Annotated in this window: 16 protein-coding genes; 4 read left to right on the top strand and 12 right to left on the bottom strand. The window is 67.1% G+C overall.

The window, feature by feature from the left end; genetic code table 11:
* The first annotated feature begins 28 nt into the window (after positions 1-28).
* Together H276_RS0104340 and H276_RS0104335 are read left to right on the top strand one after the other, a co-directional pair.
* Positions 29-1,657, top strand: a complete 1,629-nt coding sequence (locus tag H276_RS0104340; RefSeq protein ID WP_019970085.1) for an ATP-binding protein — start codon at positions 29-31, stop codon at positions 1,655-1,657.
* Positions 1,650-2,321, top strand: a complete 672-nt coding sequence (locus H276_RS0104335; protein WP_019970084.1) for a response regulator — start codon at positions 1,650-1,652, stop codon at positions 2,319-2,321. Before H276_RS0104340 ends, H276_RS0104335 begins: the two co-directional genes overlap by 8 nt.
* Before the next feature lie 54 nt (positions 2,322-2,375).
* Here the strand turns inward: H276_RS0104335 and H276_RS22535 are convergent, their stop codons facing one another.
* A complete protein-coding gene (locus H276_RS22535) occupies positions 2,376-2,759 on the bottom strand; it encodes a DUF2784 domain-containing protein (protein WP_019970083.1) in 384 nt (127 codons plus the stop codon).
* A gap of 45 nt (positions 2,760-2,804) precedes the next feature.
* Here H276_RS22535 and H276_RS0104325 point away from each other — a divergent pair, with 45 nt between their 5' ends.
* A complete protein-coding gene (locus H276_RS0104325; protein ID WP_019970082.1) occupies positions 2,805-3,527 on the top strand; it encodes a type 1 glutamine amidotransferase in 723 nt (240 codons plus the stop codon).
* Between the two features lie 27 nt (positions 3,528-3,554).
* On the top strand, positions 3,555-4,238 hold the full coding sequence (locus H276_RS0104320; RefSeq protein ID WP_019970081.1) for a phosphoribosyltransferase: 684 nt from the start codon (positions 3,555-3,557) through the stop codon (positions 4,236-4,238).
* On the opposite strand, the gene H276_RS0104315 is transcribed toward H276_RS0104320, so the two are convergent.
* From H276_RS0104315 to ftsW, 11 genes are all read right to left on the bottom strand, one after another.
* On the bottom strand, positions 4,235-4,630 hold the full coding sequence (locus tag H276_RS0104315) for a hypothetical protein (protein ID WP_019970080.1): 396 nt from the start codon (positions 4,628-4,630) through the stop codon (positions 4,235-4,237). The two genes, H276_RS0104320 and H276_RS0104315, sit on opposite strands and share 4 nt — an antisense overlap.
* Before the next feature lie 55 nt (positions 4,631-4,685).
* Positions 4,686-5,507 carry a DivIVA domain-containing protein gene (locus H276_RS0104310; RefSeq protein WP_019970079.1) on the bottom strand — a complete coding sequence of 274 codons (822 nt, stop codon included), beginning with the start codon at positions 5,505-5,507 and terminating at the stop codon, positions 4,686-4,688.
* A gap of 221 nt (positions 5,508-5,728) precedes the next feature.
* Positions 5,729-6,019, bottom strand: coding sequence for a YggT family protein (locus H276_RS0104305; RefSeq protein WP_019970078.1), 291 nt, complete (start codon positions 6,017-6,019; stop codon positions 5,729-5,731).
* A 134-nt stretch (positions 6,020-6,153) separates the two neighbouring features.
* The gene (locus tag H276_RS0104300; protein WP_019970077.1) at positions 6,154-6,795 is read right to left on the bottom strand and encodes a cell division protein SepF; all 642 of its coding nucleotides are present in this window, start codon (positions 6,793-6,795) and stop codon (positions 6,154-6,156) included.
* Positions 6,779-7,624, bottom strand: a complete 846-nt coding sequence (locus tag H276_RS0104295) for a YggS family pyridoxal phosphate-dependent enzyme (RefSeq protein ID WP_036460604.1) — start codon at positions 7,622-7,624, stop codon at positions 6,779-6,781. The genes H276_RS0104300 and H276_RS0104295 overlap by 17 nt, the downstream gene beginning before the upstream one ends.
* The gene (gene pgeF / locus H276_RS0104290; protein ID WP_155942942.1) at positions 7,621-8,340 is read right to left on the bottom strand and encodes a peptidoglycan editing factor PgeF; all 720 of its coding nucleotides are present in this window, start codon (positions 8,338-8,340) and stop codon (positions 7,621-7,623) included. The genes H276_RS0104295 and pgeF overlap by 4 nt, the downstream gene beginning before the upstream one ends.
* A gap of 43 nt (positions 8,341-8,383) precedes the next feature.
* Positions 8,384-9,538, bottom strand: a complete 1,155-nt coding sequence (gene ftsZ / locus H276_RS0104285) for a cell division protein FtsZ (protein ID WP_026356576.1) — start codon at positions 9,536-9,538, stop codon at positions 8,384-8,386.
* A gap of 172 nt (positions 9,539-9,710) precedes the next feature.
* Positions 9,711-10,670, bottom strand: coding sequence for an FtsQ-type POTRA domain-containing protein (locus tag H276_RS0104280; protein ID WP_019970073.1), 960 nt, complete (start codon positions 10,668-10,670; stop codon positions 9,711-9,713).
* The gene (murC, locus tag H276_RS0104275) at positions 10,667-12,115 is read right to left on the bottom strand and encodes a UDP-N-acetylmuramate--L-alanine ligase (RefSeq protein ID WP_369758401.1); all 1,449 of its coding nucleotides are present in this window, start codon (positions 12,113-12,115) and stop codon (positions 10,667-10,669) included. The genes H276_RS0104280 and murC overlap by 4 nt, the downstream gene beginning before the upstream one ends.
* 38 nt (positions 12,116-12,153) lie before the next feature.
* Positions 12,154-13,299, bottom strand: a complete 1,146-nt coding sequence (gene murG, locus H276_RS0104270) for an undecaprenyldiphospho-muramoylpentapeptide beta-N-acetylglucosaminyltransferase (protein ID WP_019970071.1) — start codon at positions 13,297-13,299, stop codon at positions 12,154-12,156.
* 17 nt (positions 13,300-13,316) lie between these two features.
* Entirely contained in the window at positions 13,317-14,939 is a 1,623-nt protein-coding gene (gene ftsW / locus H276_RS0104265) for a putative lipid II flippase FtsW (protein WP_019970070.1), read from the bottom strand.
* Positions 14,940-14,943: the final 4 nt, after the last annotated feature.

The raw sequence follows: 14,943 nt of genomic DNA, 5'->3' as shown, positions 1-14,943 counted from the left end.
TTGGTCATTGAGTTCACGGTCCGCGGCCATGCGCCTGCTCCGGGGCCGGAGCCTGGCGGGCCAATTCCTGGCTTTTCAGATGCTGGTCGTCGCGGTGGTGCTGGTCGCGGTGGCAGCCGTGTCGGTCGCACAGTCCACCCGCGAATTCCGGGACGTGCGGGGGCAGCGCTTGATCGCCGTGGCCGAGAACATCGCCTCCACATCGATCGTGCGGGACCGCTACAACGATCCGTTCGCCGGCACCGTCCTGGCCCCCGAGGTAGACCGCGCGGTGGCGCTGTCCGGGGCCGAACTGGCCGAGATCATCGATCCCACCGGCACGGTACGGGCATCGTCGGATCCCCAGCGCCTCGGCGAGCGGGTCGATCTGGGTGCCAGCCGCGCCGACGAAGGCCGAGCGTGGTTCGGTGACAGCGACATCGCCGGCGCGCACAGCCTGGTGGGCCAGGTTCCGCTCCTGTCCACCGACGGCGACGCACTCGCCATCGTCTCCGTCAGCGAGCGGTATCCGTCGACGTGGCAGCTCCTGAGCGGGGCCGGCGAGCGGCTGCTGTTCTATCTCGGCATCGGGGCCGCGCTCGGCCTGGTGGCCTCCTGGCTCTTGTCCCGCCGCATCAAGAGGCATACCCGCGGTCTGGAGATCGCCGAGATCGCCGGCCTGGCAGATCATCGGGAAGCGTTGCTGCACAGCATCCGCGAGGGTGTGGTCGCGGTTGGCACTGACGGCACGATCACCGTGCTCAACGACAGCGCTCAGGAGCTGCTGGGCGTGAACGACAGCGCGGTGGGCCGCCGCGTCGACGACATCGGCCTGGAACCCTCCGTGTCGGGATTCCTGTTGGAAGGCGGGGCAGGCCGCGAGGACGACGTGATCATCACCACCCGGACCCACGTGCTCGCGCTCAACCGGCGTGCGGCCAGCAGCCAGGGCCAGCGCATCGGTACCGTCACCACCATGCGCGACAGCACCGAACTCGCCGCGCTGCAGGCACAGTTGTCGTCGCATCGCAGCGTCACCGACACCCTGCGCGCTCAGACCCACGAATTCGCCAATCAGCTGCACACTATCTCTGGGCTGACCCAGCTCGGCGAGTTCGACGCTGTGCGCGATCTGGTGGGCACCCTCACCCGCCGTCGCGCTGAAATCAACGACTTTGTGACACAACGTATTTACGATCCCGCGGTGGCGGCACTGCTGATCGCGAAGACCTCGCTGGCAGCCGAGAGCGGCGTCACCCTCACCCTGTCGAATGGCAGTCACCTGACGGCACTCGACCCGGTACTGGCCACCGATGTCATCACCCTGTTGGGCAACCTGGTCGACAACGCCGTAGACGTTTCGGTCGGCTCGACGGCGGCTCAGGTGTGCGTCCATGTCGACGATGCCGACGGCCTGCTGTTGATTGTGACCGATTCGGGTCCCGGTGTGCCGCAACATCTTCGGGAGACCATTTTCTCCCGCGGCGTCACCTCCAAGCCGGACGTACCGGGTGGGCGCGGCATAGGACTCGCCCTGGTGCGGTTGGTGACGGCGCAGCACGGTGGAACCGTCGAGGTTACCGACCGCCCAGCCGACGGTGCGGTATTCACGGTACGACTGCCCGGGGCCACGCCCGCCACATCCCGCGACAGATCCGAGCGGAGCACCCATGCATGACGTACTGGTGGTCGACGACGACTTCATGGTTGCCGAGATCCATCGTCGGTTCGTCGAACGTGTTCACGGGTTCCGCACCGTCGGTGTGGCCCGGAGCGGGACGGAGACCCTGTCCGCGGTGACCGATCTGGCACCCGACCTGATCCTGCTCGATGTGTACCTGCCCGACATGACCGGCCTTGACGTACTGCATCGATTGCGGTCGGAGGGTAACCACGTCGGGGTCATCATGATCACCGCCGCCCGCGAGATCGACACCGTGCGCGGCGCACTGGATGGCGGTGCCGCCGACTACCTGGTCAAGCCATTCGAGTTCGATCAGCTGCGGGCCAAGCTGCTGGCATACGCGGCGCGCGCCGACGTGCTCGCAGCCGACGGCGGCGCGGACCAGTCCATGATCGATGCGCTGTTCGGCGGCACCGCGGCCACCAGGGTCGCTCTGCCGAAAGGATTGGGCGCCGAGACCGGCGGCCTGGTCCTGAGGGCCGTGCGCACCGCAGGCGAGGTCTCGGCCGCTGAATGCGCGGAGCTGGTGGGAATTTCGCGAGTCAGCGCCCGACGCTACCTGGAGCACTATCTGAGCGTCGGGACGCTGGAACTGCGACTGCAGTATGGCACCGGCCGGCCGGAACGTCGGTACCGGCCGGTGCCAGATCGCCACTGAGATGGCCTGCCATGCGCGTCTGCCGAGCCTCGTCGGTGATACCGGCGTTCGGCATCACCGACCCTGCGTCCCAGCGGGTGACTTTCGACGCCGCCCGATCGCAAACAACACCCACGACGCCACGACAACCCCGAACACCACCACTTGGACAGCCGATTCCCAGCCTGCCGGATACAGCACGCCGGTGATGTAGTGCGCGATGAACCCCTGGGATGGCAGTGGTGGCAAGCCGGCCCGGGTCCGTGACCAGCGTTCGAGATCGGTAAGCGGGCAAGGCAACCCGAGGGCGACGCTGCCGAGGCCCCACAGCGCGGCCGCTACGTGCAGCGCGATTGTGCGCGGCCACCGACAAGCGATGAACCCACCCAGCACCAGATAGGCGATAAAGCCAAAGTGAACCCCGACGGTGAGGGCGACCAGCACCGAGTACACCGTCATGGCCCAAGCCCCTGTTCACAGCGGGTTCGCGCAATAATGTGTGGCGTGACATCGAGAGTACTGTTCATCCGCAACGATCCGACGGCGCCGGAGGCGATGCTCGGCGATGCCTTCGGCGAATGCGGTTTCGACATCGACACATTCGACGTGGTGCACCCCGACCGTCTCGACACCCCGGCAGCCGAGGTGGAGTTTCCCGACCTGACCCGTTACGACGTGGTGGTCCTGCTGGGCGCGCGTTGGTCGGTGTACGACGAAACCCTGCGCGCCAGCTGGGTCGGAACGCTGATGACTCTGCTACGGGAGGCCGCCGACGCAGGAGTGGGCCTGTTCGGCGTGTGCTTCGGCGGCCAGTTGCTGGCGCAGACCTTCGGCGGGTCGGTCGGCAGCTCCGATTCACCGGAAATCGGCTGGTACGAGGTCAGCACCGACGATCCCGAGCTGATCCCGCCCGGACCGTGGTTCGAGTGGCATATCGACCGCTGGACGGTGCCGCCGGGCGCCACCGAGATCGCCCGCAACGGCAACGCATCCCAGGGCTTCGTGCTGGGCCGGACACTGGCCCTGCAGTTCCACCCCGAGCTCGACTCGGCCGTACTGGAGTACTGGCTGGCTGAGGACCGCGACGGCGCAGCCGCCAAGGTCGGCCGGACCCACGACGAATTGCGCATCGAGACAAAGGAACTCAGCGACGACGCGGCGCAACGCGTCCGCGCATTGGTACGCAGTTACCTGACACGGGTGGTCCACGCCAAGCCGCAGCCGTAGGGTGGTCAGTGGAAGTTCAGATTTGCCATGTGTGCGTGGAGCAGTGCCGTCCGGCACGGTGCCGGGCGGGTGTTCCAGGACCGCCGCGAGGCTGGCCGGGTCCTGGCCCAGGAGCTGACGCCCTACCGCGGCCAGTCTGGGCTGCTGGTGTTGGGCCTGGCTCGCGGCGGCGTACCGATCGGCTGGGAAGTGGCAGCTGCCCTACAGGCCCCGCTGGATGTGTTCCTGGTGCGCAAGCTGGGTGTGCCGCAGTGGCCGGAGTTGGCGATGGGCGCGCTGGCAAGCGGTGGCGGAATCGTGGTCAACGCGCAGCTTGTGCAGCGGCTCGGCATCGGTGACGACCAACTCGATGCCGCGATCGAGCGGGAGACAGCCGAACTGACCCGGCGCGAGCAGGCGTATCGCGGCAGTCGCCCGGCCCCCGAGGTGACCGGGCGGACCGTGATCCTGGTCGATGACGGCATCGCAACCGGTGCGAGCATGCTCGCCGCGGTACGGGCCGTGCGCGCCGCCCGCCGGCTGGTGGTTGCGGTACCGGTGGGGCCGTCCTCGGCATGCCGAGAACTTGCCCGGGAAGCCGACGAGGTGGTGTGCGCGAGCACGCCCAGCGGTTTCTCGGCCGTCGGGCAGGCATTCGCCGACTTTCACCAGGTCACCGACGACGAGGTGCGTCGCCTGCTGGCTACGCCGACAGTCGATGCGTCCAGTTAGCTCTTGTGTTCCTCGGCCGCTTCGTCGGCAGCCGGTTCACCGTCGAGCTCGTCGTCCTCGACGGCTTCATCCGCCTCATCGACCTCGTCGGCGGGTTCGGATTCCGCGGTCGACTCAGCTTCTTCCGGCTCAGCTTCTTCGGCCTCCGCCTCCACAGGATCATCGGGATAGTCCTGCACGGCGCCCTCGCCGGCATCGGCGACCGCGGCCTCGTCCCCCGACCTATCGGCGGCACCGCGTGAGCGTTCCCGAAGCGCGTCGACGATCAGCAGGATCGTTCCGAGCACACTCGCGCCGATACACACCCAAGCGATCAGCTCGTTGCTTGTCACCACGGCGGCCACCAGCGCAGCCAAGCCTATGACGGCAAGCACTAGCGCAATGATCAGCATCGTTCAACCCTAGCTAGGTCGGTCGCCCGACCAACGGTGGCGTGCCGGTCTGAGGTCAGTTGTTGCCCCGGTTGAACTGGCCGAAGCTGCTGGCGTCGCTGTTGGCACTGGAATCGACCGGCGCAGCCGAACCGCGCTGACCGAGCTCTTCGAGCTGTGATTCCAAGTATGTCTTCAGACGGGTGCGGTATTCACGTTCGAACGTCCGCAGCTGTTCCAGTCGACCCTCCAGCACCGTGCGCTGCTGGTTGATGGTCCCCATGATCTCGGAGTGCTTACGTTCGGCGTCGGCCTGCAACGCATCGGCCTTCTCCTGAGCCTGACGCAGCTGAGTCTCCGAACGCGTCTGTGCGTCGGCCAGCATGGCATCGGCACGCTGGCGGGCCTCGGTGACCGTGGTCTCGGCCGTCTTACGTGCATCGCTGACCATGGCATCGGCTTGCGCCCGGGCGTCAGCCAGCATCTTCTCCGACTCGGCCTTGGCGGAGCCGGTGAGCCGGTCGGCGGTGTCCTGAGCCAGGCTGAGAACACGGGCGGCACGCGCCGCGGTGTCCTCGTTGGTCACCGACGGCGCAGCAGGCGCTGCCGGTGCCTCGTAGACCAGCTTCGGCGCCGGGGCCGGCTCGGGTTCGGGCTCGTAGAGCGGAACCGGCTTGGCCGGTTGGGCCGCGCCACCGCTGCCCGAATGCGCCGACGCCAACTCTGCGTCGAGCTCGGCGACCCGCTGCCGCAGATCTGCGTTCTCTTCTATAAGTCGGGTCAGCTCATTCTCAACCAGATCGAGAAAGGCATCGACCTCGTCCTCGTTATATCCGCGTTTGCCGATGGGCGGCTTACTGAACGCGACGTTGTGGACGTCCGCCGGTGTGAGCGGCATTGTCTGCCCCCTTGGAATCTTGGACCGTCAACCGATCTCAAAGTGTAGAGCCTAATTTGTGTAGAGCCTTGTTTGCACGCAACTGGCGTCCATCCTGTCACACCAGACCCGGCGGTTGCAGTCGAGGCCGATTTTTAAGAGTGAATTTCAATCTTCCTGCGCCTTTGCGGACTCTCCGGCAAACGATCTGGGTCCTGGCTGGACGCTCCGCAGCACCCCGGTCAGCCGGCCGCACTGAGGGCCAGTTGCATGCCAATGAACACCACGAGCAGCAGCACCATGATCGACAGATCCAACCGGACCGAACCTATCGTGAGCTGCGGGATGACGCGGCGTAGCAGCTTCACCGGCGGATCGGTGAGGGTGAGGATGACCTCCAGGATCACTACGGTCAGCCCCCTGGGGTGCCAGTCTCGACTGAACGACCGGATGAACTCCACAACGACCCGCGCGATGAGCAAAAGCCAGAAGATGAACAGCGCGAAGAACAGGATCTCGAAGAGCAGCGACAACGGGGCCGACCTCACTCAGGCAGATGTGTGACATTCGATACACGTCGCCTCAGCGGTGCTACCAGCCGATTGCGCGACGCCGCCAGCCTACCCGGCCACGCTTTAAGGCCGGACGGCTGCGCAGACGTGAATGACTACTGGTAGGCGTAAAAGCCGGCTTCAGCGATCCGACGGCGTTGCTCGGCGCTCACGTCGACATCGGCCGGGGACAGCAGGAAGACCTTCGTCGCCACCTTGTCGAATGAACCGCGCAGCGCAAAGGCCAGGCCGGCGGCGAAGTCGACCAGTCGCTTGGCGTCGGCGTTGTCCATCGAAACCAGGTCCATGATCACCGGGGTGCCGTCGCGGAACCGCTCGCCGATCGTGCGCGCCTCGCTGTAGTCCTTCGGCCGTAGCGTGGTGATCTTCGACAGCGGGCTGCCCGCTTCGAACAGCTCGGCCATCCGACGGGGATCCATCGCCAAGGCCCCGCGGGTGGAACCGGCCAATGTGCCCAATCGCGGTGCGGTGCGCTCGAATTCGCGCGGTCCGCGCATCCGCGACTCGAACCGGGGCTCCTCGGCGTAACCGCCACCGGGGTAACCCGCGCGGTAAGCCGGCCCCTCGTCGAACTCCCGGCCCTCGTAGGCGTAACCCTCTTCCTCGAAGCGATCCTCACGGGGTCGCCGGGTATAGCTACGAGCGGCACCACGGTCGTCGTCCTCGTAGTACTCGTCGTCGTAGTCATCCATCGGCGCCATGCCGAAGTAGGCCTTGACCTTATGCAGTGTGCTCATCTCGGCGACCCTTCTGCTGACCGTGGAGTTTTGATGTCTGTGATGAAGGTGTGACTGGTGTGACTATCGGTGGTGACGTTAGTGGCCGCGGTCCCATAAGCGCGGTACCGACACGCACACACGTCGAACCGTGTCGCACGGCGATCTCCAGGTCCTTCGACATCCCCGCCGACAGTCCGAGGCGCTGCGGGTAGTCCCGCTGCACCCGTTCCAACTCCCCTGCCAGCCGAGCGAAGGCCTCCTCGGGATCGGCCTGCAGTGGCGGTATCCCCATCAACCCGACGAACTTGAGACCCTTTGCGACATTGGCCGCCGCAGAGAGTTCATCCACCAGATCGGGCCGTGAAATGTCGACACCGCCGCGCTCGATGTCCCCGTCGAGGCTGATCTGCAGGTAGACCCGCAACGGCTCGGTCCGAATACCGCCGGCAAGTGCGGCAGTCGCCGCGCGGTCCAGCGCACCGACGAGCCGGACGTTGTCGACGGAGTGCGCGGCGTACGCCCAGTTGACGACGGCGCGCGCCTTGTTCCGCTGAATGGTGCCCACCATGTGCCAGCGAACCGGCTCGTCGGGCAATTCCTCACGTAGCGCCGCGACTTTGGCGGCCGCTTCCTGTTCGCGGGATTCCCCGAATGCATGACAGCCCAACCGATGCAAAATACGTATATCGGTGACCGGGAAGAACTTTGTAATGGGAAGTAATTCGATCTCATTGACATTTCGTCCGGCCGATTCGGCGGCCCGCGCCAGCCGCGCCCGCGCCGCCCCCAGCGCAGTGGTCAATTCGCCGACCCGATCGGCATCGCGCGACCGCTGCTCGGTCCTCATCGGCGGCTCGACTCCATCCACACCAGCGACGCCAGGCGTCCGGTCGGAGCGTCCCGGCGATGGCTGAACAAGGTTCGGTCATCGACCGTGCAGCGCGGATCCACGTCGACCGCGCAGACGCCCAAATCCTTTAGTTGCCGGGCTATTCCGGCACGGAGGTCCAAACCCGGCGTGCCACGTCCGGTGGTGGTGCGGCTACCCGGCAACGCCGCCTCGACCTCGTCAGCCATCTCGGCAGGTACCTCATAATTGTGGCCACTGACCGCGGGGCCGAGCAGGACGGTGACGTCCTGAACGTGTGCACCTACGGCCAGCATCGCCTCCAATGTGCGCACCACGACACCCTTTTGCGCGCCCACCCGACCGGCATGCGCCGCGCCGATGACGCCCGCGCGGGCATCGGCCAGCAATACCGGAACGCAATCGGCGGTCACCACCGCCAATGCCAAACCGCGCGTGGTCGTCACCAATGCGTCAGCATTATCGACTGCGGCACCCGATGCGGACGGTTCGGTCACGGTGACCACCCGATCACCGTGGACCTGGTTCATCCAGACCACGGCGTCCGCGCCGATCGCGACGGCCAATCGACGACGGTTGACCGTCACCGCGGCCGGATCATCGCCGACGTGGTCGCCGAGATTGAAGGAGTCGAAGGGCGGAGCCGAGACACCACCGGAACGAGTGGTGGTCACCCGACGTATACGAACACTCACAATCCCAGTATCCGAATCAGCAGCCAGCTGTCGCGGGCCCGACTCAGTGCCGCATGAACGGCGGGACGTCGACATCGTCGTCAGCGATACCGCCGTCACCGCCGATGCTGACCGTCGCACCGTTGGTATGCGCCGGCACGCTGACCGCATCCGTCGGTTCGAACAGCGACGTGGTCACCTTGCCTGCGTGCGCGGTGGCGATCGGCTGCGTCGGGGCTTGGCCCGGGCCGACCACGGGCTTACGGCTGGGACCGGCGGAATCGAAGCCCGCCGCGATCACCGTGACCCGGACCTCGTCGCCGAGCGAGTCGTCGATCACCGTGCCGAAGATGATGTTGGCCTCGGGGTGGGCCGAGTCCTGCACCAGCGAGGCGGCCTCGTTGATCTCGAACAACCCGAGATCGCTACCACCCGCGACGGACAGCAGCACACCCTGCGCGCCCTCCATCGAGGCTTCCAGCAGCGGTGAGTTGATGGCGATCTCAGCAGCCTTGAGCGCACGGCCGTCACCGCGAGCAGAGCCGATGCCCATCAGCGCTGTACCGGCACCGCTCATCACGCCCTTGACGTCGGCGAAGTCGACGTTGATCAGTCCGGGTGTGGTGATCAGGTCGGTGATGCCCTGGACGCCGTTGAGCAGCACCTCGTCGGCACTGCGGAACGCATCCATGAGCGACACTGCGGCATCGCCCATCTGCAGCAGCCGATCGTTGGGGATCACGATCAGGGTGTCGCAACTTTCGCGCAGTGCGGTGATGCCCGCCTCGGCCTGGTTGCTGCGGCGCTTGCCCTCGAAGGAGAACGGCCGTGTCACCACGCCGACGGTCAACGCGCCGAGCTTGCGCGCGATGGTGGCCACGACGGGCGCGCCACCGGTGCCGGTGCCGCCGCCCTCGCCGGCGGTGACGAACACCATGTCGGCGCCGCGCAACAGTTCTTCGATATCGTCCTTGGCGTCCTCGGCTGCCTTGCGGCCCACTTCGGGGTCTGCTCCGGCGCCGAGCCCACGGGTGGAATCGCGGCCGACATCGAGCTTGACGTCGGCATCGCTCATCAACAGCGCCTGCGCGTCGGTGTTGATCGCGATGAACTCAACGCCCTTGAGGCCCTGTTCGATCATCCGGTTGACGGCGTTGACGCCGCCGCCGCCGATGCCAACCACCTTGATCACTGCCAGGTAGTTATGCGGGGGGGTCATGGATCGTCTTCCTCCCTGGTCTGGGGTGTTCGTGACGCCGAACCCCTCTCCTGTAAACCCTCAACCTCAACCATAGGCTTAGAGTTATGTCAAGTAGTTCCGCGCAAACAGAACCGTAGGGGGCCAACCCGTGTGAACGCGTCAGGCGCGCCGACGTGCCGCGCGGCAATTTCTACTTGACCGTCGGAAGATCCGGGCTCGAGACGTCGTAGGTGTGTCCGGGCTGGGTCAACAAAGCCGCCAGCTTCATCGCCTTTTCGTCGGTCCGATCGTTCGTGCCCCACACCACGATCCGACCGTCGGTCAGGGTCAGCGTGATCGACGCCACCGACGGAGCGGCGATGCGGCCGACCTGTCCGGCCACCTCGGGCGGCAGCGCCAGAATCACCTTGAGGGCGGCCAGTGTCGGCAGATCGCTCGGTCCGGGATTGTCCGTATCGAGGTAGGGCAACGACAACGGTGCCGGACCGGTCGCGAAATCGACTCCGTCGCGGTCGAACAGGTGCGGGCCGTCCGGATAGTCCTTGACCACCACTGGAACTCGCTCGACCACCGTGATGCGCAGCGTCGACGGATACTCGCGCTGCACCCGCGCCGTCGCGACACGCCGGATCGCGGCCACGCGCTCGGCGACCGCGTCGGTGTTGACCTGCAACAGCGGGGCACCCGACGGGACGGCAGCGGCCGCCAGCACCTCCTCGCGACTCACAGTGGAGAGCCCGGCCACCACCACATTGCGGGCCGACATGATCGGGGTGAAGTACAGCAACAGGCCGATCGACACCGCCACCACACTCGCCAGCGCCGACCACAACAGCACCTTCACACCCCGAATCGCGCCCGAGGAAGGCGCTTTCGCCGATTCGCCGACCGAACCGTCCGCCCGGCGTTTGGCCTCCCGACGTGCCTGTTCGATGGCTATCGCCCGATCGCGAGCCGCCCGGCGCTCCTCACGCTCTCGACGCGCCCGCCGGCGCGGACCCTCGTAGTCTTCCGCCGCCGCAGGCGGCAGTTCCGCACCAGCCGCCGCAGGCGGCAATTCGGCACCAGCCGCCGCAGGCGGTATCGTCCCGCCCTCCGCGGGTGCCTGTTCCTCGTCGGACTCTGCCGTTTCGGGATCAGGTCCGGTCACGGCGTTCCCTGTCCTCCTCGCGTGCGGGGTGAATCCGGTCCTCCTCGCGTGCGGGGTGCACTGCGGTTCGACTTGATCTGCAACTCAGTGAGAATCTCGCTGCCCAGCATGGTGACATCCCCGGCACCCATGGTGATCACCACGTCACCCGGGCGGGCCGCCGCCGCTACCGCGGCCGCCACCGCCGAGAAATCCGGGACGTAGGTCACCGGGACACCGACGTGCCCGGCGACGGTGGCACCGCTGACACCCGCTATCGGCTGTTCCCGCGCGCCGTAGACGTCGAGCACGAACACCTGGTCGGCAGCGTCGAGAGCCGAACCGAATTCGGGTGCGAAAGTCTCTGTGCGCGAATATAAATGGGGCTGGAACACAACGATCAGCCGACCGCCGGTGGCCGTCACCACCGACCGGGCCGCCGCCAGCGTGGCGCGCACCTCGGTGGGATGGTGCGCATAGTCGTCGAAAACCCGGACGCCGTCGGTGCTGCCGACCAGCTCGAAGCGCCTGCGCACACCCTCGAAACCGGCCAGCCCGTCCAGCACCACCTCCGTGGGCGCACCGACCGCCACCGCGGCCAGCACCGCGGCCAGCGCGTTGAGCGCCATGTGTCGGCCCGGCACCGCGAGCCGGATCGTCCGCGGATGCGGCTCGCCAGAGAGCTGGATGTGCGCCACCGCACCGGTCCCCTGTTGCTCCCAGCTCAGCAGCGTGCCGGCCAGGTCGTCTCCGGGACTACTGCCGTACCGCAGCACCCGGATTCCGAGTGCATCCGTGCGGTTCGCCAATGCGGCCGCCCCGGGATCGTCGGTGCACACCACCAGCGCTCCACCCGGCGCGATCCGTTCGACAAAAGCGTCGAACACCGCGACATAGGCGTCCTCACTGCCGAAGAAATCCAGGTGGTCGGCCTCGATGTTGGTCACCACCGCCACATCCGGGGTGTACTCCAGCAGCGAGCCGTCGCTCTCGTCGGCCTCGGCCACGAAACAGCGACCGCTGCCGTGATGCGCATTGGTACCAGCCTCGCCCAGCTCACCGCCCACGGCGAACGACGGGTCGAAACCGCTGTGCTGCAAGGCCACGATGAGCATCGAGGTGGTGGTGGTCTTGCCGTGGGTCCCCGTCACCATGAGCGTGGTGTACCCGGACATCAGCTTGGCCAGCACCACCGGACGCAGAATCACCGGGATCCCCCGACGGCGCGCCTCCACCAGCTCGGGGTTGGTCTTGGGAATCGCAGCGTGCGTGGTCACCACCGCGGTAGGACCGCCCGGCAACAGGTCCAGCGAGGAGGCGTCATGGCCGATCCGGATCTCCGCACCGCGAGCCCGCAGTGCCACCACGCCGCGTGACTCCTTGGCATCCGAACCCGACACCATCGCACCACGATCCAGCAGGATCCGCGCCACGCCGGACATACCGGCCCCGCCGATGCCGACCATGTGCACCCGCTGCAGCTCGACAGGTAGCGAATTGCCGTTCACTGCAGCTTCTTTCGTCCGTCCAACGCCACGTCGAAGACGACTTGGGCCACCCGGCGCGCAGCATCACGATGCCCCGACAGCGAGGCCGCCGCCGTCATCGCGGTGAGCCGGGCGTCGTCGATCAGCAGCCCGACGACGGTGTCGGCCACGTACTGGGGACTCAGTTCGGCGTCGTCGACGAGCATCCCGCCACCCGCTGCCACCACCGGCTGAGCGTTGAGCCGTTGTTCTCCGTTGCCGATCGGCAGCGGGACATATACCGCCGGCAGGCCGACGGCCGTCACCTCCGCCACCGTCATCGCGCCCGAGCGGCAGATGGCCAGGTCGGCCGCCGCGTAGGCCAGGTCCATCCGGTCCAGATATGGCACCGCCTTGTACGGGGGCCGTTCCGCACCAGGGGGTTCCGGCAAATCCAAGGTGTTCTTGGGACCGTGGGCGTGCAGCACCGAGATACCCGCCGCACCCAACTGGTCGGCCGCGGCCGAGACCGCCCGGTTTATCGACTGGGCGCCCTGCGAACCACCGAACACCAGCAGCACCTTGGCATCCTCGGCGAAGCCGAAATGCGCTCGCGAGGCCTGCCGCAGCGCCGCGCGGTCCAGCGACGTGATCGCTTCCCGCACCGGCATCCCGACCACTTCGGCACGGCGCAACCCGGGATCAGGCACCGCGGAGAGCACCCGGCTCGCCGAACGGGCGCCTACCCGGTTGGCCAGCCCGGCACTCGCGTTGGCCTCGTGGATTACCACCGGCACCTGCCGACGGCGGCTCAGCACGCCGCGGCGCGCCGCCAGATAGGCGGGCAGCGCGACGTACCCGCCGAACCCCACCACCACGTCGGCGTCGACACCGGACAGCACCGCGCGGGTCTGGCGGATGGCCGTGCGGACCCGCAGTGGCAGCCGGACCAGATCTCCCGACGGCTTGCGCGGCAACGGCACGGGTGTGATCAGCTCGAGGTCATAGCCACGCTCGGGCACCAGCCGGGTTTCCAGGCCACGCGCCGTGCCCAGTGCCGTGATCCGGACACCAGGGTCGAGAGCGCGCAACGCGTCGGCCACCGCCATCGCCGGCTCGACGTGGCCGGCAGTGCCACCGCCGGCCAGGACGACGGAGATGGCCCGCCCATCGCGTCGCGACATCCCCCGTGAAGCCTCGCTCACCCGTAACGCTGACCTTCCAGTGCTCGGGCCCCACGGCCCTGGTTACGTTGGCCCGAACCATATCGGACCGTTGCCCTTCCGCCCCCAGCCGGCTGCTGGGCGCCCGTCCGCCCGGAGCGGCGCACCGCTCGATCGGTCGGTTGAGGTTTACGCCGGCTGTCCACCGCCTTGCGGTCGGGGCGCCGATCGATTCTGCGGTCCGGTTTGCGGTCCGCCTTGCGGGGCGGCCTGGCCTTGGCGGCTGCCACAACCTTGCGGGTGTGCAGGCGGTCCCGGGCCGATTCCAGCCGGGTCGGCACATACGGTTCGGGCATCGGCAGCCGGAGCAGGCGGTTCATCCGGTCATCCCGTCCGGCGCGCAGCGCAGCGACCGCCTCGGGCTCGTGCCGGGCCGCATTGGTGATCAGACCCATCATCAAAAGCGTTGTCGCCTGGGCTGATCCGCCAGCCGATATCAGTGGTAGCTGCAGACCCGTGATCGGTAGCAGACCCACCACATAGCCGACGTTGATGAACATCTGACCGACCAGCCACAGCGTGGTGGTCGCGGTGAGCAGCCGCAGGAACGGGTCGGCCGAGCGGCGCGCGATCCGCATACCGGTGTAGGCGAACAGGCCGAACAGGGCGAGCAGTCCGACCGCACCGACCAGGCCGAGTTCCTCACCGATGATTGCGAAGATGAAGTCGTTGTGCGCGTTCGGCAGGTAGTTCCACTTGGCGGTGCCCTGTCCCAGCCCGTCGCCGAACACGCCGCCGTTGGCGAGTGCGAACCGCGCCTGACGCGACTGATAGCCCGAACCCTGACCATCCGCTGTGGGATTGAGCCAGGACTGCACGCGGTCGGACCGGTAGCCCGCGGACATCGCGAGCACTGCTGCCGCGGCGACCGCCGCCAGCAGCGAAGTCACGAACACCCGCAGTGGCAGGCCGGCGTACCAGAGCAGGCCCAGCAGAATGATGCCCATCGACACCGTCTGACCGAGGTCCGGTTGGGCGACGATCAGTGCCAACGCGACCACCGCCCCGGGAACCAGCGGGATCAGCATTTCCCGCAGCGACGCATGTTCCAGACGCCGCGATGCGAGCAGGTGCGCACCCCAGATCGCGAACGCGATCTTGGCCAACTCGGAGGGCTGCATGGAGAACCCGGCGACCACGAACCAGCCGCGCGAACCGTTGGAGTAGGTGCCGATGCCGGGGATCAGCACCAATATCAACGCGATGATCGTCATCGCGAACATGGGGAACGCGAACCGTCGCATCGTCTTGATCGGCACGCGCAGCACCACATAGAACGCGATGAGACCCACAACCGTCCACATCACCTGGCGACCGAACACCGCCCAGGGTGAGCCGTCCATGTCGTAGGAGTACACGCCCGACGCCGAGAGCACCATGATCAGGCCAAGTGTCGTCAGCAAAGCCGTAATCGCGATGATGAGGTGGAACGACGTCATCGGCCGACCCAGCCAGGCCCCGAACCGCGTGCGCGGCTCGCTCACCGTCGCAGCAGACTCCGAGCTGCCCGCGGCCGGATCGGCGGCGGCTTCTGCGCCGGCGTCATCGCCTTCACCCTTTGCACCGCCGCGGCGCCGCAGCCGGTTGAGGATGTTGCCCACAGCA

Source organism: Mycobacterium sp. 141, assembly GCF_000382405.1.
Lineage (GTDB): Bacteria > Actinomycetota > Actinomycetes > Mycobacteriales > Mycobacteriaceae > Mycobacterium.
This window is presented reverse-complemented; position numbering and strand designations above follow the sequence as displayed.

What these genes read in the sequence shown, in the direction of transcription:
- H276_RS0104335 (WP_019970084.1), top strand. Translation starts at nt 1,650, where the DNA reads ATGCATGACGTACTGGTGGTCGACGACGACTTCATGGTTGCCGAGATC.
- H276_RS0104300 (WP_019970077.1), bottom strand. Translation starts at nt 6,795, where the DNA reads ATGAGCACACTGCATAAGGTCAAGGCCTACTTCGGCATGGCGCCGATG.
- H276_RS0104310 (WP_019970079.1), bottom strand. Translation starts at nt 5,507, where the DNA reads ATGCCGCTCACACCGGCGGACGTCCACAACGTCGCGTTCAGTAAGCCG.
- H276_RS0104315 (WP_019970080.1), bottom strand. Translation starts at nt 4,630, where the DNA reads ATGCTGATCATTGCGCTAGTGCTTGCCGTCATAGGCTTGGCTGCGCTG.
- H276_RS0104295 (WP_036460604.1), bottom strand. Translation starts at nt 7,624, where the DNA reads ATGAGGACCGAGCAGCGGTCGCGCGATGCCGATCGGGTCGGCGAATTG.
- murG (WP_019970071.1), bottom strand. Translation starts at nt 13,299, where the DNA reads ATGTCGCGACGCGATGGGCGGGCCATCTCCGTCGTCCTGGCCGGCGGT.
- H276_RS0104340 (WP_019970085.1), top strand. Translation starts at nt 29, where the DNA reads ATGCGCCTGCTCCGGGGCCGGAGCCTGGCGGGCCAATTCCTGGCTTTT.
- murC (WP_369758401.1), bottom strand. Translation starts at nt 12,115, where the DNA reads ATGGTCGGCATCGGCGGGGCCGGTATGTCCGGCGTGGCGCGGATCCTG.
- H276_RS22535 (WP_019970083.1), bottom strand. Translation starts at nt 2,759, where the DNA reads ATGACGGTGTACTCGGTGCTGGTCGCCCTCACCGTCGGGGTTCACTTT.
- H276_RS0104320 (WP_019970081.1), top strand. Translation starts at nt 3,555, where the DNA reads ATGTGTGCGTGGAGCAGTGCCGTCCGGCACGGTGCCGGGCGGGTGTTC.
- ftsZ (WP_026356576.1), bottom strand. Translation starts at nt 9,538, where the DNA reads ATGACCCCCCCGCATAACTACCTGGCAGTGATCAAGGTGGTTGGCATC.